This window comes from Pseudacidovorax intermedius (assembly GCF_003350475.1).
Classification (GTDB): domain Bacteria; phylum Pseudomonadota; class Gammaproteobacteria; order Burkholderiales; family Burkholderiaceae_C; genus Xenophilus; species Xenophilus intermedius.
This window is the reverse complement of sequence record NZ_QQAV01000007.1, coordinates 222,377-243,058: the sequence shown is the minus strand read 5'-3', so window position 1 is coordinate 243,058 and position 20,682 is coordinate 222,377. Positions and strand designations below refer to the sequence as shown.

Annotated in this window: 21 protein-coding genes; 8 read left to right on the top strand and 13 right to left on the bottom strand. The window is 69.9% G+C overall.

The annotated features are described in order from the left end of the window. Nucleotides 1-23: 23 nt before the first annotated feature. Complete coding sequence (locus DFR41_RS18160; RefSeq protein WP_017759841.1) at nt 24-998, bottom strand: tripartite tricarboxylate transporter substrate binding protein; 975 nt, start codon at nt 996-998, stop codon at nt 24-26. Between the two features lie 158 nt (nt 999-1,156). Here DFR41_RS18160 and DFR41_RS18155 point away from each other — a divergent pair, with 158 nt between their 5' ends. The 6 genes from DFR41_RS18155 (at nt 1,157) to DFR41_RS18130 (ending at nt 7,620) form a co-directional block, all read left to right on the top strand. Then, entirely contained in the window at nt 1,157-1,957 is an 801-nt protein-coding gene (locus DFR41_RS18155) for an IclR family transcriptional regulator (protein ID WP_114803755.1), read from the top strand. 470 nt (nt 1,958-2,427) lie between these two features. After that, nucleotides 2,428-4,755, top strand: a complete 2,328-nt coding sequence (locus DFR41_RS18150) for a TonB-dependent receptor (protein WP_114803754.1) — start codon at nt 2,428-2,430, stop codon at nt 4,753-4,755. Nucleotides 4,756-4,837: 82 nt separating this feature from the next. Further along, the gene (locus DFR41_RS18145; RefSeq protein ID WP_017759838.1) at nt 4,838-5,995 is read left to right on the top strand and encodes an alpha-hydroxy acid oxidase; all 1,158 of its coding nucleotides are present in this window, start codon (nt 4,838-4,840) and stop codon (nt 5,993-5,995) included. 13 nt (nt 5,996-6,008) lie between these two features. Continuing rightward, entirely contained in the window at nt 6,009-6,692 is a 684-nt protein-coding gene (locus tag DFR41_RS18140) for a Fe2+-dependent dioxygenase (RefSeq protein ID WP_017759837.1), read from the top strand. Nucleotides 6,693-6,815: 123 nt separating this feature from the next. Continuing rightward, the gene (locus tag DFR41_RS18135; protein WP_114803753.1) at nt 6,816-7,079 is read left to right on the top strand and encodes a PepSY domain-containing protein; all 264 of its coding nucleotides are present in this window, start codon (nt 6,816-6,818) and stop codon (nt 7,077-7,079) included. Further along, a complete protein-coding gene (locus tag DFR41_RS18130) occupies nt 7,063-7,620 on the top strand; it encodes a cytochrome b/b6 domain-containing protein (protein ID WP_114803752.1) in 558 nt (185 codons plus the stop codon). Before DFR41_RS18135 ends, DFR41_RS18130 begins: the two co-directional genes overlap by 17 nt. Nucleotides 7,621-7,678: 58 nt before the next feature. Here the strand turns inward: DFR41_RS18130 and DFR41_RS18125 are convergent, their stop codons facing one another. Genes DFR41_RS18125 through DFR41_RS18105 form a run of 5 tightly spaced genes read right to left on the bottom strand, consistent with a single transcriptional unit; the run spans nt 7,679 to nt 12,560 of the window. Continuing rightward, nucleotides 7,679-8,530 (bottom strand): cupin domain-containing protein, encoded by an 852-nt coding sequence (locus DFR41_RS18125; RefSeq protein WP_017759834.1) that lies wholly within the window; start codon nt 8,528-8,530, stop codon nt 7,679-7,681. 30 nt (nt 8,531-8,560) lie between these two features. Further along, complete coding sequence (locus tag DFR41_RS18120; RefSeq protein ID WP_231394106.1) at nt 8,561-9,553, bottom strand: quinone oxidoreductase family protein; 993 nt, start codon at nt 9,551-9,553, stop codon at nt 8,561-8,563. Continuing rightward, the gene (locus tag DFR41_RS18115; RefSeq protein WP_170159413.1) at nt 9,550-10,539 is read right to left on the bottom strand and encodes a Bug family tripartite tricarboxylate transporter substrate binding protein; all 990 of its coding nucleotides are present in this window, start codon (nt 10,537-10,539) and stop codon (nt 9,550-9,552) included. The genes DFR41_RS18120 and DFR41_RS18115 overlap by 4 nt, the downstream gene beginning before the upstream one ends. A 43-nt stretch (nt 10,540-10,582) precedes the next feature. Next, the gene (locus DFR41_RS18110; RefSeq protein ID WP_114803750.1) at nt 10,583-11,776 is read right to left on the bottom strand and encodes a CaiB/BaiF CoA transferase family protein; all 1,194 of its coding nucleotides are present in this window, start codon (nt 11,774-11,776) and stop codon (nt 10,583-10,585) included. 1 nt (nt 11,777) lies between these two features. After that, a complete protein-coding gene (locus tag DFR41_RS18105) occupies nt 11,778-12,560 on the bottom strand; it encodes an enoyl-CoA hydratase/isomerase family protein (RefSeq protein ID WP_114803749.1) in 783 nt (260 codons plus the stop codon). A gap of 72 nt (nt 12,561-12,632) precedes the next feature. On the opposite strand from DFR41_RS18105, the gene DFR41_RS18100 reads away from it, so the two are divergent. After that, nucleotides 12,633-13,388, top strand: coding sequence for an IclR family transcriptional regulator (locus tag DFR41_RS18100; RefSeq protein ID WP_017757923.1), 756 nt, complete (start codon nt 12,633-12,635; stop codon nt 13,386-13,388). Between the two features lie 12 nt (nt 13,389-13,400). On the opposite strand, the gene DFR41_RS18095 is transcribed toward DFR41_RS18100, so the two are convergent. Genes DFR41_RS18095 through DFR41_RS18075 form a run of 5 tightly spaced genes read right to left on the bottom strand, consistent with a single transcriptional unit; the run spans nt 13,401 to nt 18,035 of the window. Continuing rightward, entirely contained in the window at nt 13,401-14,345 is a 945-nt protein-coding gene (locus DFR41_RS18095) for an amidohydrolase family protein (RefSeq protein ID WP_017757922.1), read from the bottom strand. A 28-nt stretch (nt 14,346-14,373) separates the two neighbouring features. Then, nucleotides 14,374-15,363, bottom strand: coding sequence for a Bug family tripartite tricarboxylate transporter substrate binding protein (locus tag DFR41_RS18090; protein ID WP_170159412.1), 990 nt, complete (start codon nt 15,361-15,363; stop codon nt 14,374-14,376). Between the two features lie 31 nt (nt 15,364-15,394). Then, nucleotides 15,395-15,952, bottom strand: a complete 558-nt coding sequence (locus DFR41_RS18085) for a carboxymuconolactone decarboxylase family protein (RefSeq protein WP_114803747.1) — start codon at nt 15,950-15,952, stop codon at nt 15,395-15,397. Then, nucleotides 15,927-16,901 (bottom strand): tripartite tricarboxylate transporter substrate-binding protein, encoded by a 975-nt coding sequence (locus DFR41_RS18080; protein WP_244917793.1) that lies wholly within the window; start codon nt 16,899-16,901, stop codon nt 15,927-15,929. The genes DFR41_RS18085 and DFR41_RS18080 overlap by 26 nt, the downstream gene beginning before the upstream one ends. A gap of 36 nt (nt 16,902-16,937) precedes the next feature. After that, nucleotides 16,938-18,035 carry a mandelate racemase/muconate lactonizing enzyme family protein gene (locus tag DFR41_RS18075; RefSeq protein WP_114803745.1) on the bottom strand — a complete coding sequence of 366 codons (1,098 nt, stop codon included), beginning with the start codon at nt 18,033-18,035 and terminating at the stop codon, nt 16,938-16,940. Between the two features lie 165 nt (nt 18,036-18,200). On the opposite strand from DFR41_RS18075, the gene DFR41_RS18070 reads away from it, so the two are divergent. Continuing rightward, on the top strand, nt 18,201-19,079 hold the full coding sequence (locus tag DFR41_RS18070) for a LysR family transcriptional regulator (protein WP_170159411.1): 879 nt from the start codon (nt 18,201-18,203) through the stop codon (nt 19,077-19,079). Nucleotides 19,080-19,099: 20 nt separating this feature from the next. Here the strand turns inward: DFR41_RS18070 and DFR41_RS18065 are convergent, their stop codons facing one another. Beyond that, nucleotides 19,100-19,315: a TOBE domain-containing protein gene (locus tag DFR41_RS18065; RefSeq protein ID WP_017757916.1), complete on the bottom strand. Its 216-nt coding sequence runs from the start codon at nt 19,313-19,315 to the stop codon at nt 19,100-19,102. A 50-nt stretch (nt 19,316-19,365) separates the two neighbouring features. Further along, a complete protein-coding gene (locus DFR41_RS18060) occupies nt 19,366-20,661 on the bottom strand; it encodes an O-acetylhomoserine aminocarboxypropyltransferase/cysteine synthase family protein (RefSeq protein WP_114803743.1) in 1,296 nt (431 codons plus the stop codon). Between the last annotated feature and the right edge of the window lie 21 nt (nt 20,662-20,682).

The window sequence follows — 20,682 nt, the reverse complement described above, 5'->3', positions numbered from 1 at the left end:
GGGTGGCGTGGGCCGGTTTCTGTTCAATCCGGCTTGATGCCGTTCTCTTTGACGATGCGAGTCCAGCGGGCCTCTTCGGCCTGCACGTAGGCGGCCAGTTCGGCGGGCGTGCCGCCGCTGACCACCAGGCCTTCGTGTTCGATCTTGCGGGCGAAGTCGGGCGTGCGCACCGCCTTGCGGGCGGCGGCGCCGAGGCGCTCGATGACGGCGGGCGGCGTGCCGGCGGGCACATAGAGGCCATACCAGCTTTCCATCTGGTAGCCCGGCACGGTGGCGGCGATGGCGGGCACCCCCTTGAAGGCTGGCGAGGGCTCGGGCGTGGTCACGCCCAGCGCGCGCAGCTTGCCGCTGTCGACGAAGCCGGACGCCGCGGCGGCCGTGGCGAACATCATGTCCACCTGACCGCCCAGCAGGTCGGTGAGGGCCGGGCCGGCGCCCTTGTAGGGCACATGCACCAGCTTCAACCTGGCCAGATTGGCCAGCATCTCGCCAGCGAGATGGGCCGAGGTGCCGGTGCCTTGCGAGGCATAGCTGAGCTTGTCGGGGCGGGCCTTGGCCGCTGCGACCAGGTCGGCCACCGATTTGTAGGGACTGTCGGGCCGCACCACCAGCACATTGGGGCCGCGCCCGATGAGCATCACGGGCGCAAACGCGGCATTGCTGCCGTAGGGCAGCTTGGGCTGGAGCGAAGGGTTGACCGCATGCGCGAAGGACGCGACTACCACCGAATAGCCATCGGCCGGGCTCTTGGCGACGTTGTCCGTGCCGATCAGGGTGCCGGCGCCGGGCTTGTTGTCGACGATCACCGGCTGGCCCAGGTACTTGGACATCTCCTGGCCCAGCGTACGTGCGATCAGGTCGGTGCCGCCGCCGGGCGAGAAGGGCACGACGAGTCGGATCGGATGGTCGGGGTAGGCGGCCGATGCGGCACCCGCCAGGCCGAGGGCGCCGAGGGCGAAAAGGCAGGCTCGCCCTGCACGCAGAAGGCGTTCGATCATGGTCTGTCTCCGTGGTGGTCTTGGTGGCCGGATGCAGTGGCAGGCAGCGTCAGGCCGTGGGGCGACTCTAGGACCGTTCGGGTGGCGGCGAGCGGCCCATGTTCCATTGCGTGGAATTGCTCTAAGCTCCTGGCCCCTTCGCCTGCGAGCCCGCCGCCATGCCTGGAACCGCCGAAACCCCGACCGACAAACCCGGCCTCTCGCCGGCCAATCGCTCCCTGGAGCGGGGCATTGCGCTGCTGCGCGCCTTCCGGCCCGGCTCCGAACTTCTGGGCAACAGCGAGCTGGCTGAACGCACCGGCCTGCCCAAGGCCACGGTCAGCCGGCTGACGCAGACGCTGGTCGGCTGCGGCCTGTTGCAGTGGGAGGCCGCCTCGCGCGCCTACCGGCTTGCACCGCCGGTGCTGAGCCTGGCCCATGCCATGCGGGCTGGCTCGCGCGTGCTGGCCGTGGCCGCCCCCCACATGCGCGCGCTGGCCGAATCACGGCGCATCAACGTGGGCCTGGCCGCGCCGGACGGCGACGAGATGGTCTACCTCGAATCCATCCGCTATGCGCGACGCGTGGCGCTGCGGCACGTGGTGTCGGGCCAGCGCGTGCCGATGGAGCTGACCTCACTGGGCCGCGCCTATCTGGCCGTGGCGCCCGCCGCCCGCCGCAAGGCCGTCCTGCGCGCGATCGCCCAACGCCGCGGCAGCCAGTGGCCCGCGCTGTCGGCCGAGATCGAGGATGCAGCGCGACAGGTCCGCAGCCGCGGCTTCTGCGCCGCCTCCTGGCAGCCGGAGGTCGTGGCGCTGGCCGCCCCACTGCCATCGGCCGATGGGGCGGCCTATGTGCTCAACGTGAGCCTGTCCACGCCCCTTCCGGTGGCCGTGGTGGCCGAGGAACTGGGCGACGCGCTGCGCACACTCGCCACCCGCGTGGCCCAGGACTGGGCCGCGGACAGCCAGGGACGGTGAGATCGCCGGCTCATCCGTTTGACTTACGGTCGGCCTCAGCTGGCGCTTAGATTTCCCAGGTTCCGCGTAGACGGGCAGGGAGGAAAGCGCAGGAGGGACCGACCACCCACAGAAGGGCTGCAAGCGTGAGTGGCGGCGAGGCAGAGAAAGCAGACTTCCTCGCCGCATCACATTGCTGCCGCCTGTTCCACGCACAGAGGAGCAGGTGCGCTTTTTCAGGGCCGCCAGGTGTCAAAGCACCTGGCGGCTCTTTTTCTTGGTGCTCCACAGCCGAAAGCGGCCTGACCGCACGTGGTCCGGAAGGCCAGAAAAGCCGTGCCTGTTGCTGATGCGCGACAGAAATACGCACATTATGTAAACGCTCTGTAAAGCAGATCGCCCCAAACACGCGAAGCCCGTCCCGAGGATCGAAATGCGAACGATTGCCAATGAGAATCGCGTCCGCTTACAAACCCACGGAGCGGAGAACCATGAAAAACAACGCGACGCGCCGGCCTCGGAGCCTGCGGATGGCCGACGGCTTGGCCGCCAGCCTGTCCACCGCAGCCCTGCTGCCCCTGGGCGCCCTCGCCCAGACCGCGGCCCAGCCGCCCGCCGCCGCCCTGCCGGCGGTGACGGTGCAGGAACAGGCCATCGACCCCAATCCCAATGCCGAAGGCGGCGTGCCCTACAAGGCCCGCACCTCGGGCGACACGCGCCACACCCGGCCACTCGCAGAGACGCCGCAGACCATCTCGGTGGTGACCAAGACGGCCATCGACGACTCCGGCGCCACCGACCTCAAGCAGATCCTGGCGGCCCAGCCCGGCATCACGCTGGGTACCGGCGAGAACGGCAACGCCTTCGGCGACCGCTACATCATCCGCGGCCAGGAAGCCCGCAGCGACGTCTTCGTCGACGGCCTGCGCGACCCCGGCATGACCACGCGCGAGAGCTTCGCCATCGAGCAGGTCGAGATCACCAAGGGCCCCAACTCCAGCTTCGCCGGCCGCGGCTCGGCCGGTGGCGCGATCAACGCGATCACCAAGCAGGCCACGCTGGACTACGACTTCTACCGGATCTCGGCCGGTGCAGGCACCGACAAGTACCACCGCGTCACCGCCGACCTCAACAAGGGCTTCACCGACAGCTTCGCGCTGCGCGCCAATGTGCTGACCGGCAACGAGGGCGTGCCAGACCGCGACGGCTCCAGCCGCCGCCGCGACGGCCTGGCCCTGTCGGGTCTGTGGGAAGTCAACAAGGACCTGTCGGTCACGCTGGACTACTACGGCCTGCGCGCCAAGGACAAGCGCCCCGACCTGGGCAGCTACCTGGTGGGCACCGCGCCCTTCCGCTACCCCGCGAAGAACGTGCCGCTCTACGCCCAGGCCAACGACTTCCTGCAGTCGGACGTGGACACCGTCACCGCCCGCGTGCAGTACCGCTTCGCCGACAACCTCAAGCTCAACAGCCTGACGCGCTACGGCCGCAGCGAGAACGCCTATGCCACCACCGGCGCCTCCAGCCGCACGGTCTATCCGCTGGGCAGCAACCAGGGCTACCTGGCCGGCACCATCGACAACGGGCACACCGGCTGGCAGGACGTCACCTACTTCGCCCACCAGAGCAACCTGCGCTGGGACACCGAGATCGCCGGCCGCAAGAACGAGTTCATCTTCAGCGTCGAGTACACCGACCACCAGGTGATCTCGGGCGGCTACAACGTCACCAACGCCGGCGCCTACAACTGCCGCAACAGCGCCACCAGCCGCGTGAACAACGCCTGGTGCATCAACGATGCCCTGGGCAATGCGGTGCCCGGCGTCGGGTACCTGGCCAACCGCAGCTACACCCGCACGCCGCGCACCCGCGACTGGCACGTCAAGTCCACCGGCCTGAGCGTGATGGACACGGTGGACCTGACCGATCGCCTGACGGCCTTCGGCGGCCTGCGCGCCGACTACACCGACTTCCGCCTGCTCACCACCAGCGCCTCCACCGGCCTGGCCACCGGCAATTACGGATACACCGACACGCTGTGGAATGGCCACCTGGGCCTGTCGTACAAGCTGAGCGAGGCGGGCATGGTCTACGCCAGCTACGGCACGGCGCAGGACATCAACGGCGGCGAGTCCGACACCGGCACCAGCGCCGGCTACGGCGGCCTGGTGATCTATCAGGGCAGCGCCGCAGGCGCCAAGCCCGAGACCTCCGAGAACCTGGAGATCGGCACCAAGTGGAACCTGCTGAACAACAAGCTGCTGTTCACGGCCGCCGCCTTCCGCACCACCAAGAAGGACGTGATGGAAGGCGCCAACTACGACGCCGTCGGCACCTTCAACACCGGCAAGAACCGGGTGCAGGGCGTGGAGTTCGGCCTGGTGGGCAACGTGACCGACAAGCTCACGGTGCAGGCCGGCGCCACCTTCATGAAGTCGAAGGTGCTGGCCTCGGCCACGGCCACCAACGTGGGCCTGCCGCTGTCCAACTTTGCCGACCGCGCCGCCACGCTGCAGGCCAAGTACCAGCTGACGCCGGATCTGTCCATCGGCGGCGTGGCCCGCCACGAGAGCAAGCGCTGCGGCGGCCAGCCCGACACCGGTGCCGGTTTCACCAACGGCGTGTGCGCGCAGCCCGTGCCCGGCTTCACGGTGTATGACCTGTTCGCCTCGTACCGGCTGAACAAGCACGCCGACATCCGCCTGAACGTGCTGAATGCCACCGACAAGGACTACTACACGGCGGTCTACCGCTCGGGCGCCTTCCTCTACAAGGGCGATGGCCGGGCCGTGCGGGTGACCTTCGACTACGAGTTCTGACGCGCTGCCGCGGCACGGGGCCCGCGGGCCCCTGTGTTGTTGCGGCTTCTGATCCAATGCCAGGCCCTGCCTGGCTTTCTTCATGATGATGTCCGCGTCGCCCCCGTCCACCATCCCGGCACCGCCCGAGCGCATCCCGCCCGGCGTGTTGGCGGCGCGCGACTACGAGCGGCTGGCCGAGCAATGCATTCCGGCCGATCGGCTCGCCTACATTGCCGGTGGCAGCGGCGAGGACTGGACGGCGCGCGCCAACAGCGCGGCCTTCGGCCGCTGGTCCATCGTGCCGCGCGTGCTGCGCGACCTGCGCACCGGCCATACGCGGGTGCGCATCGCGGGCGAAGTGTGGGCGCAACCCATCGGTCTCGCACCCGTGGCTTTCCAGAAGCTGGTGCATCCGCGCGGCGAGCGAGAGACCGCCCGCGCCGCCGCGGCGACCCACTCCCCCCTGCTGCTGAGCACGCTGGCCACCACGCCGCTGGAAGAAGTGGCCGGGCTGCTGTCGCCCGAAGCCGGCCAACCTCGGCCCTGGCTCCAGCTCTACCTGCAGCCACGCCGTGAGGACACGCTGGCCCTGCTGCGCCGTGCCGAAGCGGCCGGCTACGGCGCCATCGTGCTGACGCTCGACGCGAGCATTCAGCTGGCCAGTCATCGCGCCCTGCGCGCGGGCTTCCGCATGCCGGCCGACTGCGTGCCCGCGCATGGAAGCATCGGGGTCCCTGCTTCGGCATTGCCCGCAGGGGCAAGCCGGATCTTCCAGGGGGCCATGGCCCAGTCGGCGCGCCATGAGGACCTGGCCTGGCTGCGCGGCGCGACCACGCTGCCGGTCTGGGTCAAGGGCGTGCTCGATCCCGCCGACGCGCGCGCATTGGCGGACGCCGGCTGCGCCGGCATCGTCGTTTCCAACCATGGCGGTCGCACCGTGGATGGCGTGGCGCCCAGCCTGTCGCTGCTGCCCGCCGTGCGTGAGGCCATCGGCTCCCACGTCCCGCTGCTCTTCGATGGTGGCATCCGCAGCGGCGCCGATGTGTTCAAGGCGCTGGCCCTGGGCGCCAACGCGGTGCTGGTCGGGCGCCTGCAGCTCTATGCATTGGCCGCGGCCGGTGCGCTGGGCGTGGCCCACCTGCTGCAACTGTTGGGCGAAGAGCTCCAGGCCTGCATGGCGGTGGCGGGCTGCGCCAGCGTCGCCGACATCGGCCCCGACCGGCTGCTTGCCGTGCCGGACTTCAACGCGATCCCCTGAGGCCCCGCTGCCCATGCTGCTCACCATCGACCAGATCCTTCCCCGCGACACCGCGCGCGACATGGCGCGGCAGCTGCAGGCGCAGCCCTGGCGCGCCGGGGCCGACACGGCCGGCAGCCTGGCGCGCGAGGTCAAGCACAACGAGCAGCTCGACGAGCGATCGCCGCTGGCTCAGACACTGGGACTGGAGGTGCTGCAGGCCGTCGCTGGGCATCCGCTGTTCGTTTCGGCGGCCCTGCCCCGGCGCATCTTTCCGCCGCGCTTCAACCGCTATGCCGACGGCGGCACCTACGGCGCCCATGTGGACAGCGCGGTGATGCAGCTGCCCGGCACGAGCGACGCCCTGCGCACCGACCTGTCGGCCACCCTCTTCCTGGCCGACGCGCAGGACTACGACGGCGGCGAACTGGAGATCGAGGGCCCCTCGGGCGTGCAGGCCGTCAAGCTCGATGCCGGCGACCTGGTGCTCTACCCCTCCACCAGCCTGCACCGGGTCACACCCGTGACCCGCGGTGCGCGGCTGGCCGCCTTCTTCTGGATCGAGAGCCTGGTGCCCGACCCCACCGACCGCGCGCTGCTGTTCGACCTGGACCAGGCCATCCAGCGGCTCGGCGCCGACCTGCCGGCCGCGGACCGGCGCCTCGTGCAGCTGAGCGGCGTCTACCACAACCTCCTGCGCCGCTGGGCGCTGACCTGAGCAGAGGTGCACCCCCGCCATGCCCGCCCGGCCGTGTCGCCGTCATTCACAGCGTCCGAGCCGTCGCGCAAGCGATTGCGCGCCGCGATCTCCTTCAAACCCCACAAGCAAGGCCTTCCCACCATGATCCGCCACGTTCTCGCTCCCGTCCTGCTCTGCGCCGCCGGTGCCGCCTTTGCCCACGGCAATGTGCAGTGCCCCGCCTCGCCCAAGGCCGAATGGAAGCCTCACACCGACCTGCAGGCCAAGCTCGTCAAGGAGGGCTGGACCGTGCGCCGCATGGAGATGACGCCCACCTGCTACGAGGTCTACGGCAAGGACCCGCAGGGCAAGCGCGTCGAAGCCTTCTTCGACCCGAAGACGCTGGAACGTGTCGAAGAGAAGTGAGGCCGGGCAGCAGTTCCGCGTTTGGAGCCGCAGCGTGCGGCTGCTGCACCTCGGGCTGATCGCGTCGGTCATCGTGGCCTGGGCCTTTAGAGAGGACCTGGGCCCCGTCCATGAAGTGGCCGGCTACGTCGCGCTGGCCGCAGCGGTGGTGCGCAGCGCCATCGGTCTGGCGGGCGGGGGCTATGCCCGCTTCGGACAGTTCGTGCGATCGCGCGCGGACACGCTCGGCTATGCGCGGCAGGTGCTGCGCGGCAACGCGCCCCGCTACATCGGCCACAACCCGCTGGGTGGCTGGATGGTGCTCGCCCTGCTGGGCTGCATCGGGCTGCTGGGTGCGAGCGGCTGGCTCTACACCACCGACCTGTTCTGGGGCTACGGCTGGCTGGCGTGGCTCCATGCCGCCCTGGGCTGGACGCTGCTGGCGCTCGTCGCGCTGCATGTGGGCGGCGTGGTGTTCACCAGCATCGCGCATCGCGAGAACCTGGTGAAGGCCATGCTCACCGGTCGCAAGGCGCCGCCGCGGCCGGGGGACGTGGGCTGACTGCTGCGACCGCTGCGCCACAGGTCGCGCGTCGGAGGCGTCGACCCCCGTGGTGGTGTCAGAGCTGAGGCAGGCGCACCTGCACGACTTCGCTCTCCGTCCATGCAACGAGGCGCACGGCGCTGTCGCCTGTGTAGATCGACGAATACCGTTCCCAGTCGCCCTGGGGCGGCTTGTCTTCGCCAGTCGTCACATCGCCGCTGCCCTTCATCACGAAGAGCACGGCGTTGGGCGACAGGCTCGCGCTGGCGCCTGCCGCCAGCCGCAGTACCGACAACGCCGTCTGCGCGCTGGAGAAGCGTCCCAGCAATCGACGCTCCACGCCCGGCTCGCCGGGGCTGGGCTGCCAGGGAAAGTCCTCCGGCTGGAGGAAGGCCGGGGCCTGTGCTCCTTCACCTTCCGGATATCGCAGGCGGCGCCCGTTCACATGCTCCCACACGGCTTCGTAGGCGTCCTGGTTGCGCGTGCCGCCCTCCGGCTTGTCGACCTTGTAGATGCCACCTTCGAAGCGGCCTTTCTGCTTGAGTTCGGCAATGCCCCGCTGAAAGGCGGCTTCCGACAGGTAGCCGCTGCCGCTGGCGCCGCCGAACTGCAACACCAGCGTGAGCGACTCGCCGGCGATGGTCTGAGGACCATAGAAAACGCCTTCGGGAAAGTAGCCGATGGTCCCCGGGCGCATCACGCCGTCGCGGGCAAAGTCGGCGTCGCCCTGCAGCTGGATGCGCACCTGATCGAAGTTGTGGCGATGGCGCGGCGACGCGAAGTCGTCGAAGGTGTTCGACAACTGCAGGAAGAAGTTGCCGGGCGCGCCTTCCTGACCAGCCAGGAGCGGGTAGTAGCGAAAGCGGCCGCCACGGGCATGCACGCGCTCGATCATCTGCAGATCGCGCAGGTTGAGGATCTGGACCATGGGTGATATCTCCGATGAAAGCGGTGGCGGTCAGCCCATGCGCAGCACGATCTTTCCGATGTGCCGGCCGGACAACATGGCCTGGCGGGCATGCTCCAGGCCATCGAAAGGAAAGACGGAATCCACCAACGGCAGCAGCCGGCCCTCGGCCATCAGCGGAAGCAGTTCGCGACCGAAGGCCTGGGCAGCGGCCACGCGCTGCGGCACCGTGCGCAGCTTGTTGCTGACGCCGAAGAGCATGAGCCGCTTCTTGTGCAATGCCATCAGGTCCAGGGGCGCGGCGACCACGCCATCCACATAGCCGACAGTGGCCAGTCGGCCTTGAAAAGCCAGCGCCTCGACACAGGCGCCGAACACCGAGCCGCCCACGGTGTTGACCACCAGGTCCACCCCACGGCCGCCGCTCGCCTCACGCGCGGCGGGCACGAAGTCTGGACCGCGGGTGTGCAGTGCAACGTCCAGCCCGAGTGCCCGAAGGCGCTCCAGCTTGGCCGACGAACCCGAGGTACCCATCACCCGTGCGCCCAATGCCCGCGCCACCTGGAGGGCGGCCACGCCCACGCCCGACGCGATGCCCGTCACCAGCAGCCATTCGCCGGCGCGCAACCTGCCCTGGGCCATCAGCATGTCGTGCGCCGTGAGGTAGGTGACGGTGGCGCAGGCCGCCTGCTCCCAGCTCAGGGCCTCCGGCATGGCAAAGGCCTCGCCCACTTCCATGAGGCCATGCTCGGCGAAAGCACCATCGCAGCGCCCCATCACGCGGTCCCCGGGTTGCCAGCCCTGCACGTCCGGCCCGACGGCAGTGACCGTGCCTGCGGCCTCGAAGCCCGCAGGCCGCGCCGCCGCACCGGTGGCATGCAGGCCATGGCCGGCGATGAATTCACCGCGGTTGAGCGCCGCCGCCTCGATGCGCAGCGCCAGTTGCCCTGGGCCGGGCGCGGGCCGCGGCACTTCCCTCAGTTCCAGCACCATGGTGTCCGCACCGGTGCGGATCCACCAGGCCCGCATGGTCGGTCCGCTCATTCGCGTTCGATCCCGGCCTGCTGCACCACGCGGGTCCAGCGATCCAGGTCGCGGCGGATCTCGGTGCCGAACTCGGCGGCGGAAACGGTCCGCAGCTCGTAGCCCGCCTTCTGCAGGCGCGCCCTGAGGTCCGCGTCCTGCATCACCTGGGCCGAGGCCTGCTGCAGGCGCTCGAGCACCGGCGCAGGCACCGCGGCTGGCGACAGCAGGCCATACCACACGTCATAGGGATCGCTGACCACCCGCGTCTCCAGCACGGTGGGCACCTCGGGCAACTGGTCCGAGCGCTGGGCCCCGGTCACGGCCAATGCCCGCAGCTTGCCCGACTGCACGTGCGGCACCATGGGCGCCGCGGTGGAGATGACGAAGTCCAGCTGGCCGCCCACCGCATCCGTGATGGCGGGCGCCGTGCCCTTGTACGGCACATGGTTCAACTTGGCCCCGGTGTTCAAGGCGATCAGCTGACCATAGAGGTGGGGCCCGGTGCCGACGCCCGGCGAGCCGTAGTTCAATGTCCGGGTCTTGCCGAGGGCCACCAGTTCCTGCAGCGTCTTCACAGGCAGCGAGGGATGCACCGCGATGGCCGAGGCCGAGCTGGCCACGCGCGCGACCGGCACGAAGTCGCGCAGGCTGTCGTAGCGCAACGCCTTGAACACCGCCGGATTGGTGGCCAGGAACTCGTTGGCGAAGAGCAGCGTGTAGCCGTCGGCCGGCGCGCGCGCCACCAGCTCGGCACCGATGTTGCCCGAGGCGCCCGGCCGGTTGTCGATCACCACGGGCTGGCCCAGGGCCGTGCCGAGCTTCTCGCCGAAGAAGCGGGCGGCGTTGTCCGCGCCGCCGCCGGGCGGGAAAGGCACGATCATCTTGATGGGCCGCTCAGGCCAGGCCTGGGCGCGCAGCGGCGCATGGCCGCCGACGAGGGTCAGGGCCGCCAGGGCCAGCCAGTGGCGGCGGCCGAGCCCGCGGAGGGCGCAGTGGGATTGCATGGACATGTCTCCTTCGTCGTGTTTTTGTGGATGCCGGACCGCGCTAGACGACGCCCTGCGCACGCAGCCGTCTGATCTCGTCTGGCGTGAGGCCGGCCTCGTGCAGCACTTCGTCGCTGTGCTCGCCGCAATCGGGCGCCGCGGCCTGCACCGAGGCAGGGGTACGGGCCAGATGAACCGGCTGGGTGACGAAGGTGCAGGTCTTGCCGCTGCGCGTGCGGGCCTGGGCGGTGGCGCCCATGTGGCGCACCTGAGGATCGTCGAACACCTGGGGCACCGTGTAGAGCGGGCCGGCCGGCACGCCGGCCCGGTTGAGCAATTCGACCCAATGGGCCACCGGCTGCTGCGCGAACACCGCCTCGATGGCCTCGGTCAGCGCGGCCCGATGGACGATGCGATCGCGCTCGGTGGCAAATCGCTCGTCATCCAGCCAGTCAGCCCGCTGCAGTGCCGCGCAGAAGCGACGCCAGTTGCCGCTGCCCGCCACCCCCAGGTTGAGCAGGCCATCCTGTGCCCGGAACAGGCCCATGGGGCTGGCCGTCGGGTGATCGTTGCCGCAGGGCTGCGGCACCGCGCCCTCGTTGAGGAAGCGCGCCACCTGGAAGTCCATCATGGCGATCATCGAATGGAGCAGCGAGGTATGGACCCACTGCCCCTCGCCCGAGCGTTCGCGCTCCAGCAGCGCCGCGAAGATGCCCAGCGCCAGATAGAGTCCCGCACTCGAATCGGCCACGGCGATGCCGGCGCGCACCGGCTGGCTCGGAAAGCCGGTCACGGACGTGAGTCCGCCCATGCCCTGGATCACCTGGTCGAAGCCCGGGCGCCAGGCATAGGGTCCGTCCTGCCCGAAGCCCGAGATGCTGGCCAGCACGATGCGGGGATTGATTGCCCGCAGTGACGCATAGTCCAGCCCCAGCCGCTGCTTCACGTCGGGCCGCCAGTTCTCCACCACCACATCGGCCGTGGCCACCAGGCGGCGCAGCACGGCCATGCCCTCGGGCTTCTTGAGGTTGAGCGTGAGCGAGCGCTTGTTGCGGTTGAGGTTCTGGAAGTCGCCACCCTCGCGGTCGTCCACGAACATGTTGTCGTTGGCATCGATGCCTGGCGGCGGCTCGATGCGCACCACGTCCGCCCCGAAGTCCGCCAGCATGCGCACGCAGGTCGGGCCGGCGCGCACGCGCGACAGATCCAGCACACGAAGCGAAGCCAGTGCCTGGCCAGCCTGAATCCGGGTCATCTCATCGCCCCTTCCATTGCGGTGCCCGCTTTTCCTGGAAGGCACGACGCCCTTCGGCGAAGTCCTCGCTGGCCATGGTGGCCTCCTCGCGTCCGCGCAACCGGTGCAGGGCCCACTCGCCGCGCGCCAGCTCGGCGAGCGACTGCTTGAGCATCTCCAGCGCCATCGGTGCCAGCGAGGCGATCTGCGTCGCCAGCGCATGCACCCTGGGCCTCAGCTGGGCGCGTGGCAGCAGTTCCTGCACATAGCCGACACGCAGCAACGTGGCGGCGTCCAGTGCCTCTGCCGTGAGGAAGGCGCGCCGCGACGCCGCAACCCCGATGCGCGAGACATAGCGGCGCAGGCCCGAGGGGTAGTAATGCAGCCCCAGCGCTGCGGCAGGCATGCGCATCTCGATGCCCTCGGCCCCGAGCGCCAGATCGCAGGCCAGCACCAGGTCGGTCGCACCGCCATAGACACTGCCTTCGAGCACGCACAGCGTCACGGGCCGCAGGCGCTCCAGCGCATCGGCCACTTCCTCGAAGCGCACCGGCGGCGCACCGGCATCGAACTCGCCGGTGTGGTAGCCCGCACTGAACACCGGCCGCTCGGCCAGCGTCTCGGCCTGCAGGACCAGCAGCCGGACACTGAGATCGGCGTCGACGCGCCGAAAGCTTTCCATGAGGAAGACCAGGTCTTCGTTGTGCAGCCGGTTGCGGTGCGCCGGACGGCGCAGCGTCAGCCAGGCGATGCCCTCGGCCACTTCCAGATGGGGCGGGCTCGAGGCGGGCGGGCTTGAGGTCATGGCCCCAGAATACGAAGCGCACGCCGCCACAGCGCGCAGAATCACATACGTGATTCAACATCAGGAATATGAATGTCCGAACCTTCGGTGAAGTCGGCACGACGGGCCATGGAGTTGCTCGAGTTCTTCGCCGAGTGGCGCAAGCCGGCCAGCGTGAAGGAGGTGTCGCAATCGCTGGGCTGGCCGCAATCGAGCACTTCCGTGCTGCTGCGCGCCCTGGTGGCGGCCGGCTATTACGACCACGACGCACGCACCGGGATGTTCGCGCCCAGCGTCCGCATCCTGCTGTCCACGGGCTGGGTCGGCGAACACCTGTTCAGCGAGATGAGCCTGCTCGGCCTGATGGAACGGGTCCATGAACAGACCGGCCATACCGTGATGATCGGCACGCAGCACGGCATGCATGTGCGCTACCTGCACGTGCTCCAGGCCACGCGGGAGGGGCGGTTCACGGCCAAGACCGGCTCGCTGCGGCCGCTGTTTCGAAGTGCCACGGGCAAGATGCTGCTCACGCTCAAGCCCGAGCGCGAGATCGCCCTGCTGTTGCGCCGTGTCAACGCCACCGAGGCCGACGCGCGGCAGGTGCTGGCGCTCGACGCGGTGCTGCGCGAGCGCCAGCAGACGCGCCGCAATGGCTATGCCTTGTCGCTGGGGACTTCCGTGCCCGGCGCGGCCGCCCTGGCGGTGCTGCTGCCGGTGCCGCGTGGCGAGCGCCCCATGACTCTGAGCGTGGGCGGGCCCATGGCGGAGGTGGTGCAGGAGCAGGAGCGACTGATCGCCGTGCTCATGGAGGCGACGGCGCCGCTGCAGGCTGCGGTGGCGCGTTGAGTCGGGAACCGCTCAGAAGCCGTAGAGCGCGGTCGGGTTGTCCACCAGGATGCGCTGCCGCTCCGCCGGCGTGGTCCAGCGGCCCAGCATCGAGAGCTGTGCTCCGTTGTCCACCGGATGAAAGGGGTCCACGCCGTCGCGCTCGCGCGGCCGACCCGGAAAGGGGCCGGTGTGCGGCCAGTCGGTGCCCCAGAGCATTCGATCCAGGTTGGCTTCGATCAGCGCCCGCGCCATGGTGGCGCCGTCCTCTCCGCCCACCGTCTCGACCAGCCGGTACGGCGCCGACAGCTTGACGTAGACCTGCCCCTGCCGCACCAGTGAAAGCAGCGCCGACCAACCGGGCTGGGCCTCGCCCAGGCGCGGGTCGGCCAGGCCGAAATGGTCGACCACCAGCGGCACCGGCAACCGCGCGATGTCGGCCTGCAGGGCCTCGATGACCGCCAGCGTGGTGTAGGTCTGCACATGCCAGTCCGTTTCGGCGGCCATCGCTGCAGCCGCCTCCAGGCGCCGACGCGCGAGCTGCGGGTCGGTCTGCCCATAGGACTGCAGGTTGACACGCAGGCCACGCACGCCCTGCGCATGCAGGGCCTGCCGCGTCCCCAGGTCCGTGTCGGGCGGCAGGACAACAACGGCACGCGCGGCATGGCCGCGCCGGCTCAGCTCGGTCATCGCATCGAGCACGCCGCGGTTGTCCAGGCCCTGAGGGCTGGCCTGGACGATGACGACGCGCGAGACGCCGATGCGCGCATGCATGCGCAACAGGTCGTCGACCGAAGCCACGCCCGGCGCAAAGGTGCGGTCCTCGGCCAGCGGGTACTGCTCGCGCGGGCCGAACACATGCACATGGCAATCGCAGGCATCGGGCGGAACCTCGAAGGCGGGTGTCGAATGCCAGGCACCAAGGATGCCGGCCCGGCCCGGCGGCACCGGGCAAGCGGCGTAGGTGTAGTGCTTCATGAGGAACGTGAAGGGATGCCGCGCAGGCTCACTCGGCCTTGATGCCGGCTTCCCGGATCAGCCGCGCCCACTTGTCGTGGTCGGCGCGCAGAAAGGCGTTGAAGGCAGCCAGGTCCTTGTCCTCGTGCACGAAGCCCAGGCGGTCCAGCGCCTCGCGGACCTCGGGCAGCTGCACCACGCGACGCAACTCCTCATGCACCTTCGTCACGACCGGTCCCGGCGTGCCGGCCGGCGCCACCACGCCGAGCCAGGTGCCGATCTCGAAGCCGGGCACGCCCGACTCGGCCACCGTGGGCAGGCCCTGCGCCACATCCACGCGCTCGGCGCTGGTCACGGCCAGGCCGCGCAGCTTGCCGGCCTTGATGTGGGGCATGGCCGAGGCCGCGTTGGCGAACATCATCGGCAGCCGGCCGGCCATGATCTCGACCATGGCGGCCTGCTCGCCCGGAAAGGGGATGCTCGTGATCTTCGTGCCGGTCATGACGGAGAACAGCGCACCCGCCATGTAGGGTGACGTGCCCACGCCGCCGTTGCCATAGTCCAGGGCGCCCGGCCGGGCCTTGGCCAGCGCGATCACCTCGGCCACCGTGTTGGCCTGCAGCGCCGGCCCGGCCACCAGCACCAGCGGCGCACTGCCGATGTAGCCGACGCCGGTGAAGTCGCGGCGTCCGTCGAAGGCCTTGCTGCGGTTGATGATGGGCGAGACGGCCAACCCGGTCTGGCTTGTCAGCAACAGCGTGTAGCCATCGGCCGGCGCCTTGGCCACGTATTCGGTGGCAATGAGCGAGGCGGCGCCGTTGCGGTTTTCCACCACCACCGGCTGGCCCAGCTGCATGCGCTGGGCCACCAGCCGTGCCACCGTGTCCGGCGCGCCACCGGGCGGGGCACCCACCACCAGCTTGACCGGGCGGCTGGGATAGGCGTTGTCCTGGGCATGCGCCGGGCCTGCGCCGGCGGCCATCAGGGCCAGCAGGCCGGCCAGGACGCGGCGGCGATCGAACATGGTTCTCGGAATCATGAGAGAGGTCTCCGGTTGCGTGCGATAGCCCTCAGGCCGTCCAGGGCGCCTCGTCGGGCTGCGCATCCGTGTGCTGCACATTGATGAGCCACGCGATGGCCTGCGCCAGGCTCACGAAGAGCGGCAGTTCCGCCACGCCGGCAGCACCGTGGCGCTGGCGCACCGCGGCCCAGATGCCGTCGCTCACGCGGCCTTCTTCGCAGAGCTGCCGCACGAACTCCAGGCCGTCTGCCAGCCGGGACGAGGCAGGCAGGGGCCGGCCCCGTGCAATGGCCTGCAGATCGGCCTCGGACACGCCCGCGGTGCGTGCCGGGCCGAGGTGGTTGCGCCACTGATGCGCACAGGCAGACTGCCGCGCGACCAGCAGATAGATCGCCTCGCGCAGGTCGGTCGGCAGCGTCTTCGATCGCCACAGCGACCGCGACAACGCATCGAGGGCCAGCGCACCGTCGGGCGCGCCAAGCGCCGCGCCGTACGGACGCGGCAGCTTGCCACGCGCACCGGTGATGGCCTGCAGCGCCGCAAAGGACGCGCCATCGGTGGCCTGCGGCAGCGGGTAGCGCTCAGGAGGCGGGCTTGATGTCGGCACGTTGGATGACCTCGGTCCATTTGGCGATCTCGGCGCGAATGCGCTCGGCGAACACGGCGGGGCTGCTGCCGACGGGCTCGAAGCCCAGGCCCTCCAGCCGTTTGCCAAGGTCGCCGCGCTGCACGGCCCGAGTCGTCGCATCGCCCAGACGCCGCACCAGGTCGTCGGGCAAGCCCGCTGGGCCGATGAGCCCGAAGAGCGGCTTGGTGTCCACGCCGGCCATCCCCAGCTCGGCCATCGTGGGCACCTCGGGCAGTTGGGCGGCGCGCTGGGTACCGGTCACCGCCAGCGCGTGCACGGTGCCGGCGCGGATGTGGTCCAGCATGGTCGGCACCGTGGTGAAGCCGAACTGCACATGGCCCGCGATGAGGTCGGTGATGACGGTGGAGCCACCTCGATACGGGATATGCCGCACGTCGACCTGGGCCACGCGCTTGAACTGCTCGCCCGCCAGATGCGGTGCGCTGCCCACGCCTGCCGAGCCGAAGCCGAAAGCACCCGGCTGGGCCCGCGCCAGCGCCAGGAAGCCCTTCATGTCCGTGGCCGCAACCGACTTGTGCGCCACCAGCACCAGGGGCGCGGTGGCAAGCAGCGAAATGGCCGTGAAGTCCTGCGGCGTCCGGTAGGGCAGCGCCGCGCCGAAGAGCCCGGGGTTGATGACGAAGGAGGTGTCGACGAAGCCCAGGGTCTGCCCATCGGACTTGGCCACGGCGATGGCCTTGGTGCCGATCTGAGTGGCCGCGCCGCCCTTGTTCTCGACGATCATGCTGCCGCCCAGCTCCGATTGCAGCGCCTGCGCGAGCAGCCGTGCCAGCGCATCGGTGGCGGCGCCGGGCGGATACGGCACGATCAGGCGCACGGTACCGCGTGCGTCCTGCGCGGTGGCGTGCCAGGGCGTCAGCACAGCGGCGGCACCGAACAGGGCAGCGCGTCGGGTCAGGTGGGTCAAGGCGATGTCTCCGGAGATGAGGGTGTGCAGCGGGAACTACAGCGGCGCGTTCAGCAGCGACGCGTCGGGCTCGGCGCCCAGGCCGGAGCCACGGGGCAGCGTGAAGGTGCCCTGCTCCAGCGGCACGGCTTGCGCATAGGGCACGGTGGCCAGCCCGCAGAACAGCCGCTCGATGGCGGTCGGCTCCGGCAGCGTGGCCATCAGGTGCAAGGTGGCCAGGAATCCCGGGCCGAAGAAGGCGGTCTGCGGGCTCAGTCGCACCCGGCCGTGTGCCGCACATTCGGCAGCCACGCGACGCAAGGCGCTGAGGCCGCCGCACTTGATGGCGCTGGGCTGCAGCCAGTCCGCGCTGCCGCCATGGGCCATCTGAAGCAGCTCGTGCAGGCTGGCGGCGTTCTCTCCCGCCGCCATGGGCACACCCGTCGCCCGGCCGAGCGCGCCGAGCGACGCGAGGTCCTCGGGCGGCCACAGCGGCTCTTCGATCCAAAGAGGACTGAAGGCCTTCATCGCGCGCACGGGCGCCTCGGCCTCGGCGGGCAGCCAGGCACAGTTGGTGTCGACCATCATCGGCACGCCAACGCCGATGGCCCGGCGCGTGGCCTCGACCGAGGCCGCGTCGCGCTCATGCAGCTTGACCTGGGTGAAGCCGGCTTCGAGCGCGGCATGCAGCTGGCGCTCCAGCGGGCCCACATCGCCGTAGTACTGCAGCAGCGAGGCATAGGCGCTCACCTGCTCGCGGCGTCGGCCGCCCAGCAGCTCACTGACCGGCAGCCCGGCGCGCTTGCCGCGCAGATCCCACAGCGCGATGTCCAGGCCGCTCAGCGCATGCAGCACCGGACCGGAGCGCCCCGCGTTGTGCAACACGCGCTCCAGCCGTTCGCACAGCTGTTCGTCCAACGGATCCTGGCCCAACGCCAGCGGCGCGACACGGCTGCGCACCAGCGAGGCCAGGGCCTCGGGATCGGGTGCATAGGCCTCGCCCCACCCCGCCAGGCCATCGTCGAGCTCGACGCGCATCCACACGCTGTCCAGGGTCGTGCGTGGCGTGCCGGCAAAGCGGGGCGCCGGCGCACCGTGGTCGAAAGGCAGGCGGACAGCGAAGCAGCGGATGGCCGCGATACGGGCAGCGTTCATGACGCGGGATGTCTCCGGAATGGGCCCGTGCAGAGCCTCTGGGTATGCAACGCCGGCCGAAAATCCATGACCGGCCGGTGCCCGGAGTGTGGGAGCGCATGCCGAACGCGGTCAAATTGGGTTTTTGGCCGTTTCCATATGCGAATAGATATGAAATTGCGCGAGATGCGTCTGATCTGGGAAGTGCACCGCACAGGCTCGGTCACGGCCGCTGCGGACGTGCTGGCCATGACCCAGCCCGCGGCCAGCCTCATGCTGCGGCAGCTGGACGCGCGCCTGGGCTTTCAGGTCTTCGACCGCGACCGGCGCCGGCTGAGCCTGTCGGCCAAGGGCCGGGGTCTGCTGCCGGATCTGGCCACGGCCCTGGCCGCGCTCGACGGCCTGAGCCGCGCCGCGCAGGCGCTGCGCACCGAGGCGCCGCGCCGGCTGCTCATCGGCACCGTGGCCTCCGCCGCCGGCACCGTGCTGCCACGCGCCCTGGGCCGCATGCGCGCGGCGCTGCGCGACACCACGGTGACGGTGCGCACCGCCATGTCGCTGGAGATCGAGCGCATGGTGGCCGAGGGCAGCGTGGACTTCGGCCTGGTGGTGCGGGCAGGGGAAGAGGTGGCGGCCGACGGCGTGCGGGTGGCACCGCTGCACCTGCATTGCATCGTGCCCGAAGGCAGCGCACTCGCCCGCCGCAGGACCGTGTCCACGTCACTGCTTGCCAGCCGGCCGTACGTGAGCCTGTCGCGACAGTTCACCATCGGCGCCATGGTGGCGCGCATGCTGGAGGACGGCGGCCATCGCTATGCGCCGGCCGTGGAGGTGATGCACTACTCCAGCGCCTGCGCCTTCGTCGAGCAGGGCTGGGGCGTGGCGGTGCTCGACACGCTGGGTGCGCTGCATGCGCGTCGTCTGGGCCTGGGCGCGCCGCCCATTGCCGATTCACCGGCGCTGGGGCTGGACCTGCTGTGCTCGCCGCACAGCAGCGCCATGGTCCATGCGGCGGCACTGAGCCGGCACCTGGGCGCCGCCTTCGAGGCTGCGCAGCGCGGCTGAGTGCCGCGCTGCGCGCCTGCTCACAGCTTGGCGATCGACACCTCGGTCGACTTCACCAGCGCCACCACGTCCGAGCCGACACGCAACTGCAGCTCGTCCACCGAGCGGGTGGTGATGACGGAGGTGACGATGCCCCAGGGCGTCTCGACGTCGACTTCGGAGACGACGTCGCCGCGGATGATCTCGCGGACCTTGCCCTTGAACTGGTTGCGCACGTTGATGGCCTGGATGGACATGGAAAGCTCCTTGATGGATGGGTGACGGGAAAGAAGGAAAAGAAAAGGGCTCAGCGACCCGCTGCCGCCAGGGCCTGGTCGAGGTCGACGCGCAGGTCGTCGATGTGCTCGATGCCGATGGACAGGCGCACCGTGTCCTCGGTGACGCCGGCGCGGGCCAGCTCCGCCGGCGAGAGCTGGCGGTGCGTGGTCGAGGCCGGATGCGTGGCCAGCGAGCGCACGTCGCCGATGTTGACAAGCCGGGTGAAGAGCTGCAGCGCATCGAGGAAGCGCTCGCCCCCCGCGCGGCCGCCCTGGATGCCGAAGGTGAGCACGCCGCTCGCACGGCCGCCCAGGTACTTCTGCGCCAGCGCATGGTCGGGATGGTCTTCCAGCGCCGCGTAGTTGACCCACTGCACGGCCGGATGCGCCTTCAAGTACTGCGCCACGGCCAGCGCATTGCTGCTGATGCGGTCCAGCCGCAGGGCCAGCGTCTCGATGCCCTGCAGGATCTGGAAGGCGTTGAAGGGCGAGATGGCCGCGCCCGTGTTGCGCAGCGGCACCACGCGCGCGCGGCCGATGTAGGCCGCCGCGCCCAGCGCCTCGGTGTAGACCACGCCGTGGTAGCTCGGGTCGGGCTCGTTCAGCCGGCGGAAGCGCTGCTTGTGCTCGGCCCACGGAAACTTGCCCGAATCGACGATGGCCCCGCCGATGCTGGTGCCATGGCCGCCCAGGTACTTGGTGAGCGAATGCACCACGATGTCGGCGCCGTGTTCGATGGGCCGGCTCAGGTAGGGCGACGGCACCGTGTTATCCACGATCAGCGGCACGCCGTGGCGATGGGCGATGGCCGCCACCGCCGCGATGTCCGTGACGTTGCCGGCCGGGTTGCCCAGCGATTCCACGAAGACGGCCTTGGTGCGGGCGTCGATCAGCGCCTCGAAGCTGCCCGGGTCGCGGTGGTCCGCGAAGCGCGTCGTGATGCCGAACTGCGGCAGCGTGTGGGCGAACAGGTTGTAGGTGCCGCCATAGAGCGCCGTGCTGCTGACGATGTTGTCGCCCGCCTCGGCGATGGTCTGGATGGCATAGGTGACGGCCGCCTGGCCCGAGGCCAGGGCCAGGGCCGCGATGCCACCTTCGAGCGCGGCCACGCGCTGCTCCAGCACGTCCTGCGTCGGGTTGTTGATGCGGGTGTAGATGTTGCCCGGCACCTTCAGGTCGAACAGGTCGGCGCCGTGCTGGGCCGAGTCGAAGGCATAGGCCACCGTCTGGTAGATGGGCGGCGCCACGGCATGCGTCGTGGGGTCGGGCTGGTAGCCGGCGTGGACCGACAGGGTCTCGAATTTCCAGTCTCTGGCTTGGGTCATGGCAGGTCTCCGTGCAAGGTG

What these genes read in the sequence shown, in the direction of transcription:
- DFR41_RS18060 (WP_114803743.1), bottom strand. Translation starts at nt 20,661, where the DNA reads ATGACCCAAGCCAGAGACTGGAAATTCGAGACCCTGTCGGTCCACGCC.
- DFR41_RS18095 (WP_017757922.1), bottom strand. Translation starts at nt 14,345, where the DNA reads ATGAAGCACTACACCTACGCCGCTTGCCCGGTGCCGCCGGGCCGGGCC.
- DFR41_RS18065 (WP_017757916.1), bottom strand. Translation starts at nt 19,315, where the DNA reads ATGTCCATCCAGGCCATCAACGTGCGCAACCAGTTCAAGGGCAAGGTC.
- DFR41_RS18110 (WP_114803750.1), bottom strand. Translation starts at nt 11,776, where the DNA reads ATGACCCGGATTCAGGCTGGCCAGGCACTGGCTTCGCTTCGTGTGCTG.
- DFR41_RS18155 (WP_114803755.1), top strand. Translation starts at nt 1,157, where the DNA reads ATGCCTGGAACCGCCGAAACCCCGACCGACAAACCCGGCCTCTCGCCG.
- DFR41_RS18100 (WP_017757923.1), top strand. Translation starts at nt 12,633, where the DNA reads ATGTCCGAACCTTCGGTGAAGTCGGCACGACGGGCCATGGAGTTGCTC.
- DFR41_RS18135 (WP_114803753.1), top strand. Translation starts at nt 6,816, where the DNA reads ATGATCCGCCACGTTCTCGCTCCCGTCCTGCTCTGCGCCGCCGGTGCC.
- DFR41_RS18115 (WP_170159413.1), bottom strand. Translation starts at nt 10,539, where the DNA reads ATGCAATCCCACTGCGCCCTCCGCGGGCTCGGCCGCCGCCACTGGCTG.
- DFR41_RS18120 (WP_231394106.1), bottom strand. Translation starts at nt 9,553, where the DNA reads ATGAGCGGACCGACCATGCGGGCCTGGTGGATCCGCACCGGTGCGGAC.
- DFR41_RS18150 (WP_114803754.1), top strand. Translation starts at nt 2,428, where the DNA reads ATGAAAAACAACGCGACGCGCCGGCCTCGGAGCCTGCGGATGGCCGAC.
- DFR41_RS18075 (WP_114803745.1), bottom strand. Translation starts at nt 18,035, where the DNA reads ATGAACGCTGCCCGTATCGCGGCCATCCGCTGCTTCGCTGTCCGCCTG.
- DFR41_RS18070 (WP_170159411.1), top strand. Translation starts at nt 18,201, where the DNA reads ATGCGTCTGATCTGGGAAGTGCACCGCACAGGCTCGGTCACGGCCGCT.
- DFR41_RS18105 (WP_114803749.1), bottom strand. Translation starts at nt 12,560, where the DNA reads ATGACCTCAAGCCCGCCCGCCTCGAGCCCGCCCCATCTGGAAGTGGCC.
- DFR41_RS18090 (WP_170159412.1), bottom strand. Translation starts at nt 15,363, where the DNA reads ATGATTCCGAGAACCATGTTCGATCGCCGCCGCGTCCTGGCCGGCCTG.
- DFR41_RS18145 (WP_017759838.1), top strand. Translation starts at nt 4,838, where the DNA reads ATGATGATGTCCGCGTCGCCCCCGTCCACCATCCCGGCACCGCCCGAG.
- DFR41_RS18140 (WP_017759837.1), top strand. Translation starts at nt 6,009, where the DNA reads ATGCTGCTCACCATCGACCAGATCCTTCCCCGCGACACCGCGCGCGAC.
- DFR41_RS18125 (WP_017759834.1), bottom strand. Translation starts at nt 8,530, where the DNA reads ATGGTCCAGATCCTCAACCTGCGCGATCTGCAGATGATCGAGCGCGTG.
- DFR41_RS18160 (WP_017759841.1), bottom strand. Translation starts at nt 998, where the DNA reads ATGATCGAACGCCTTCTGCGTGCAGGGCGAGCCTGCCTTTTCGCCCTC.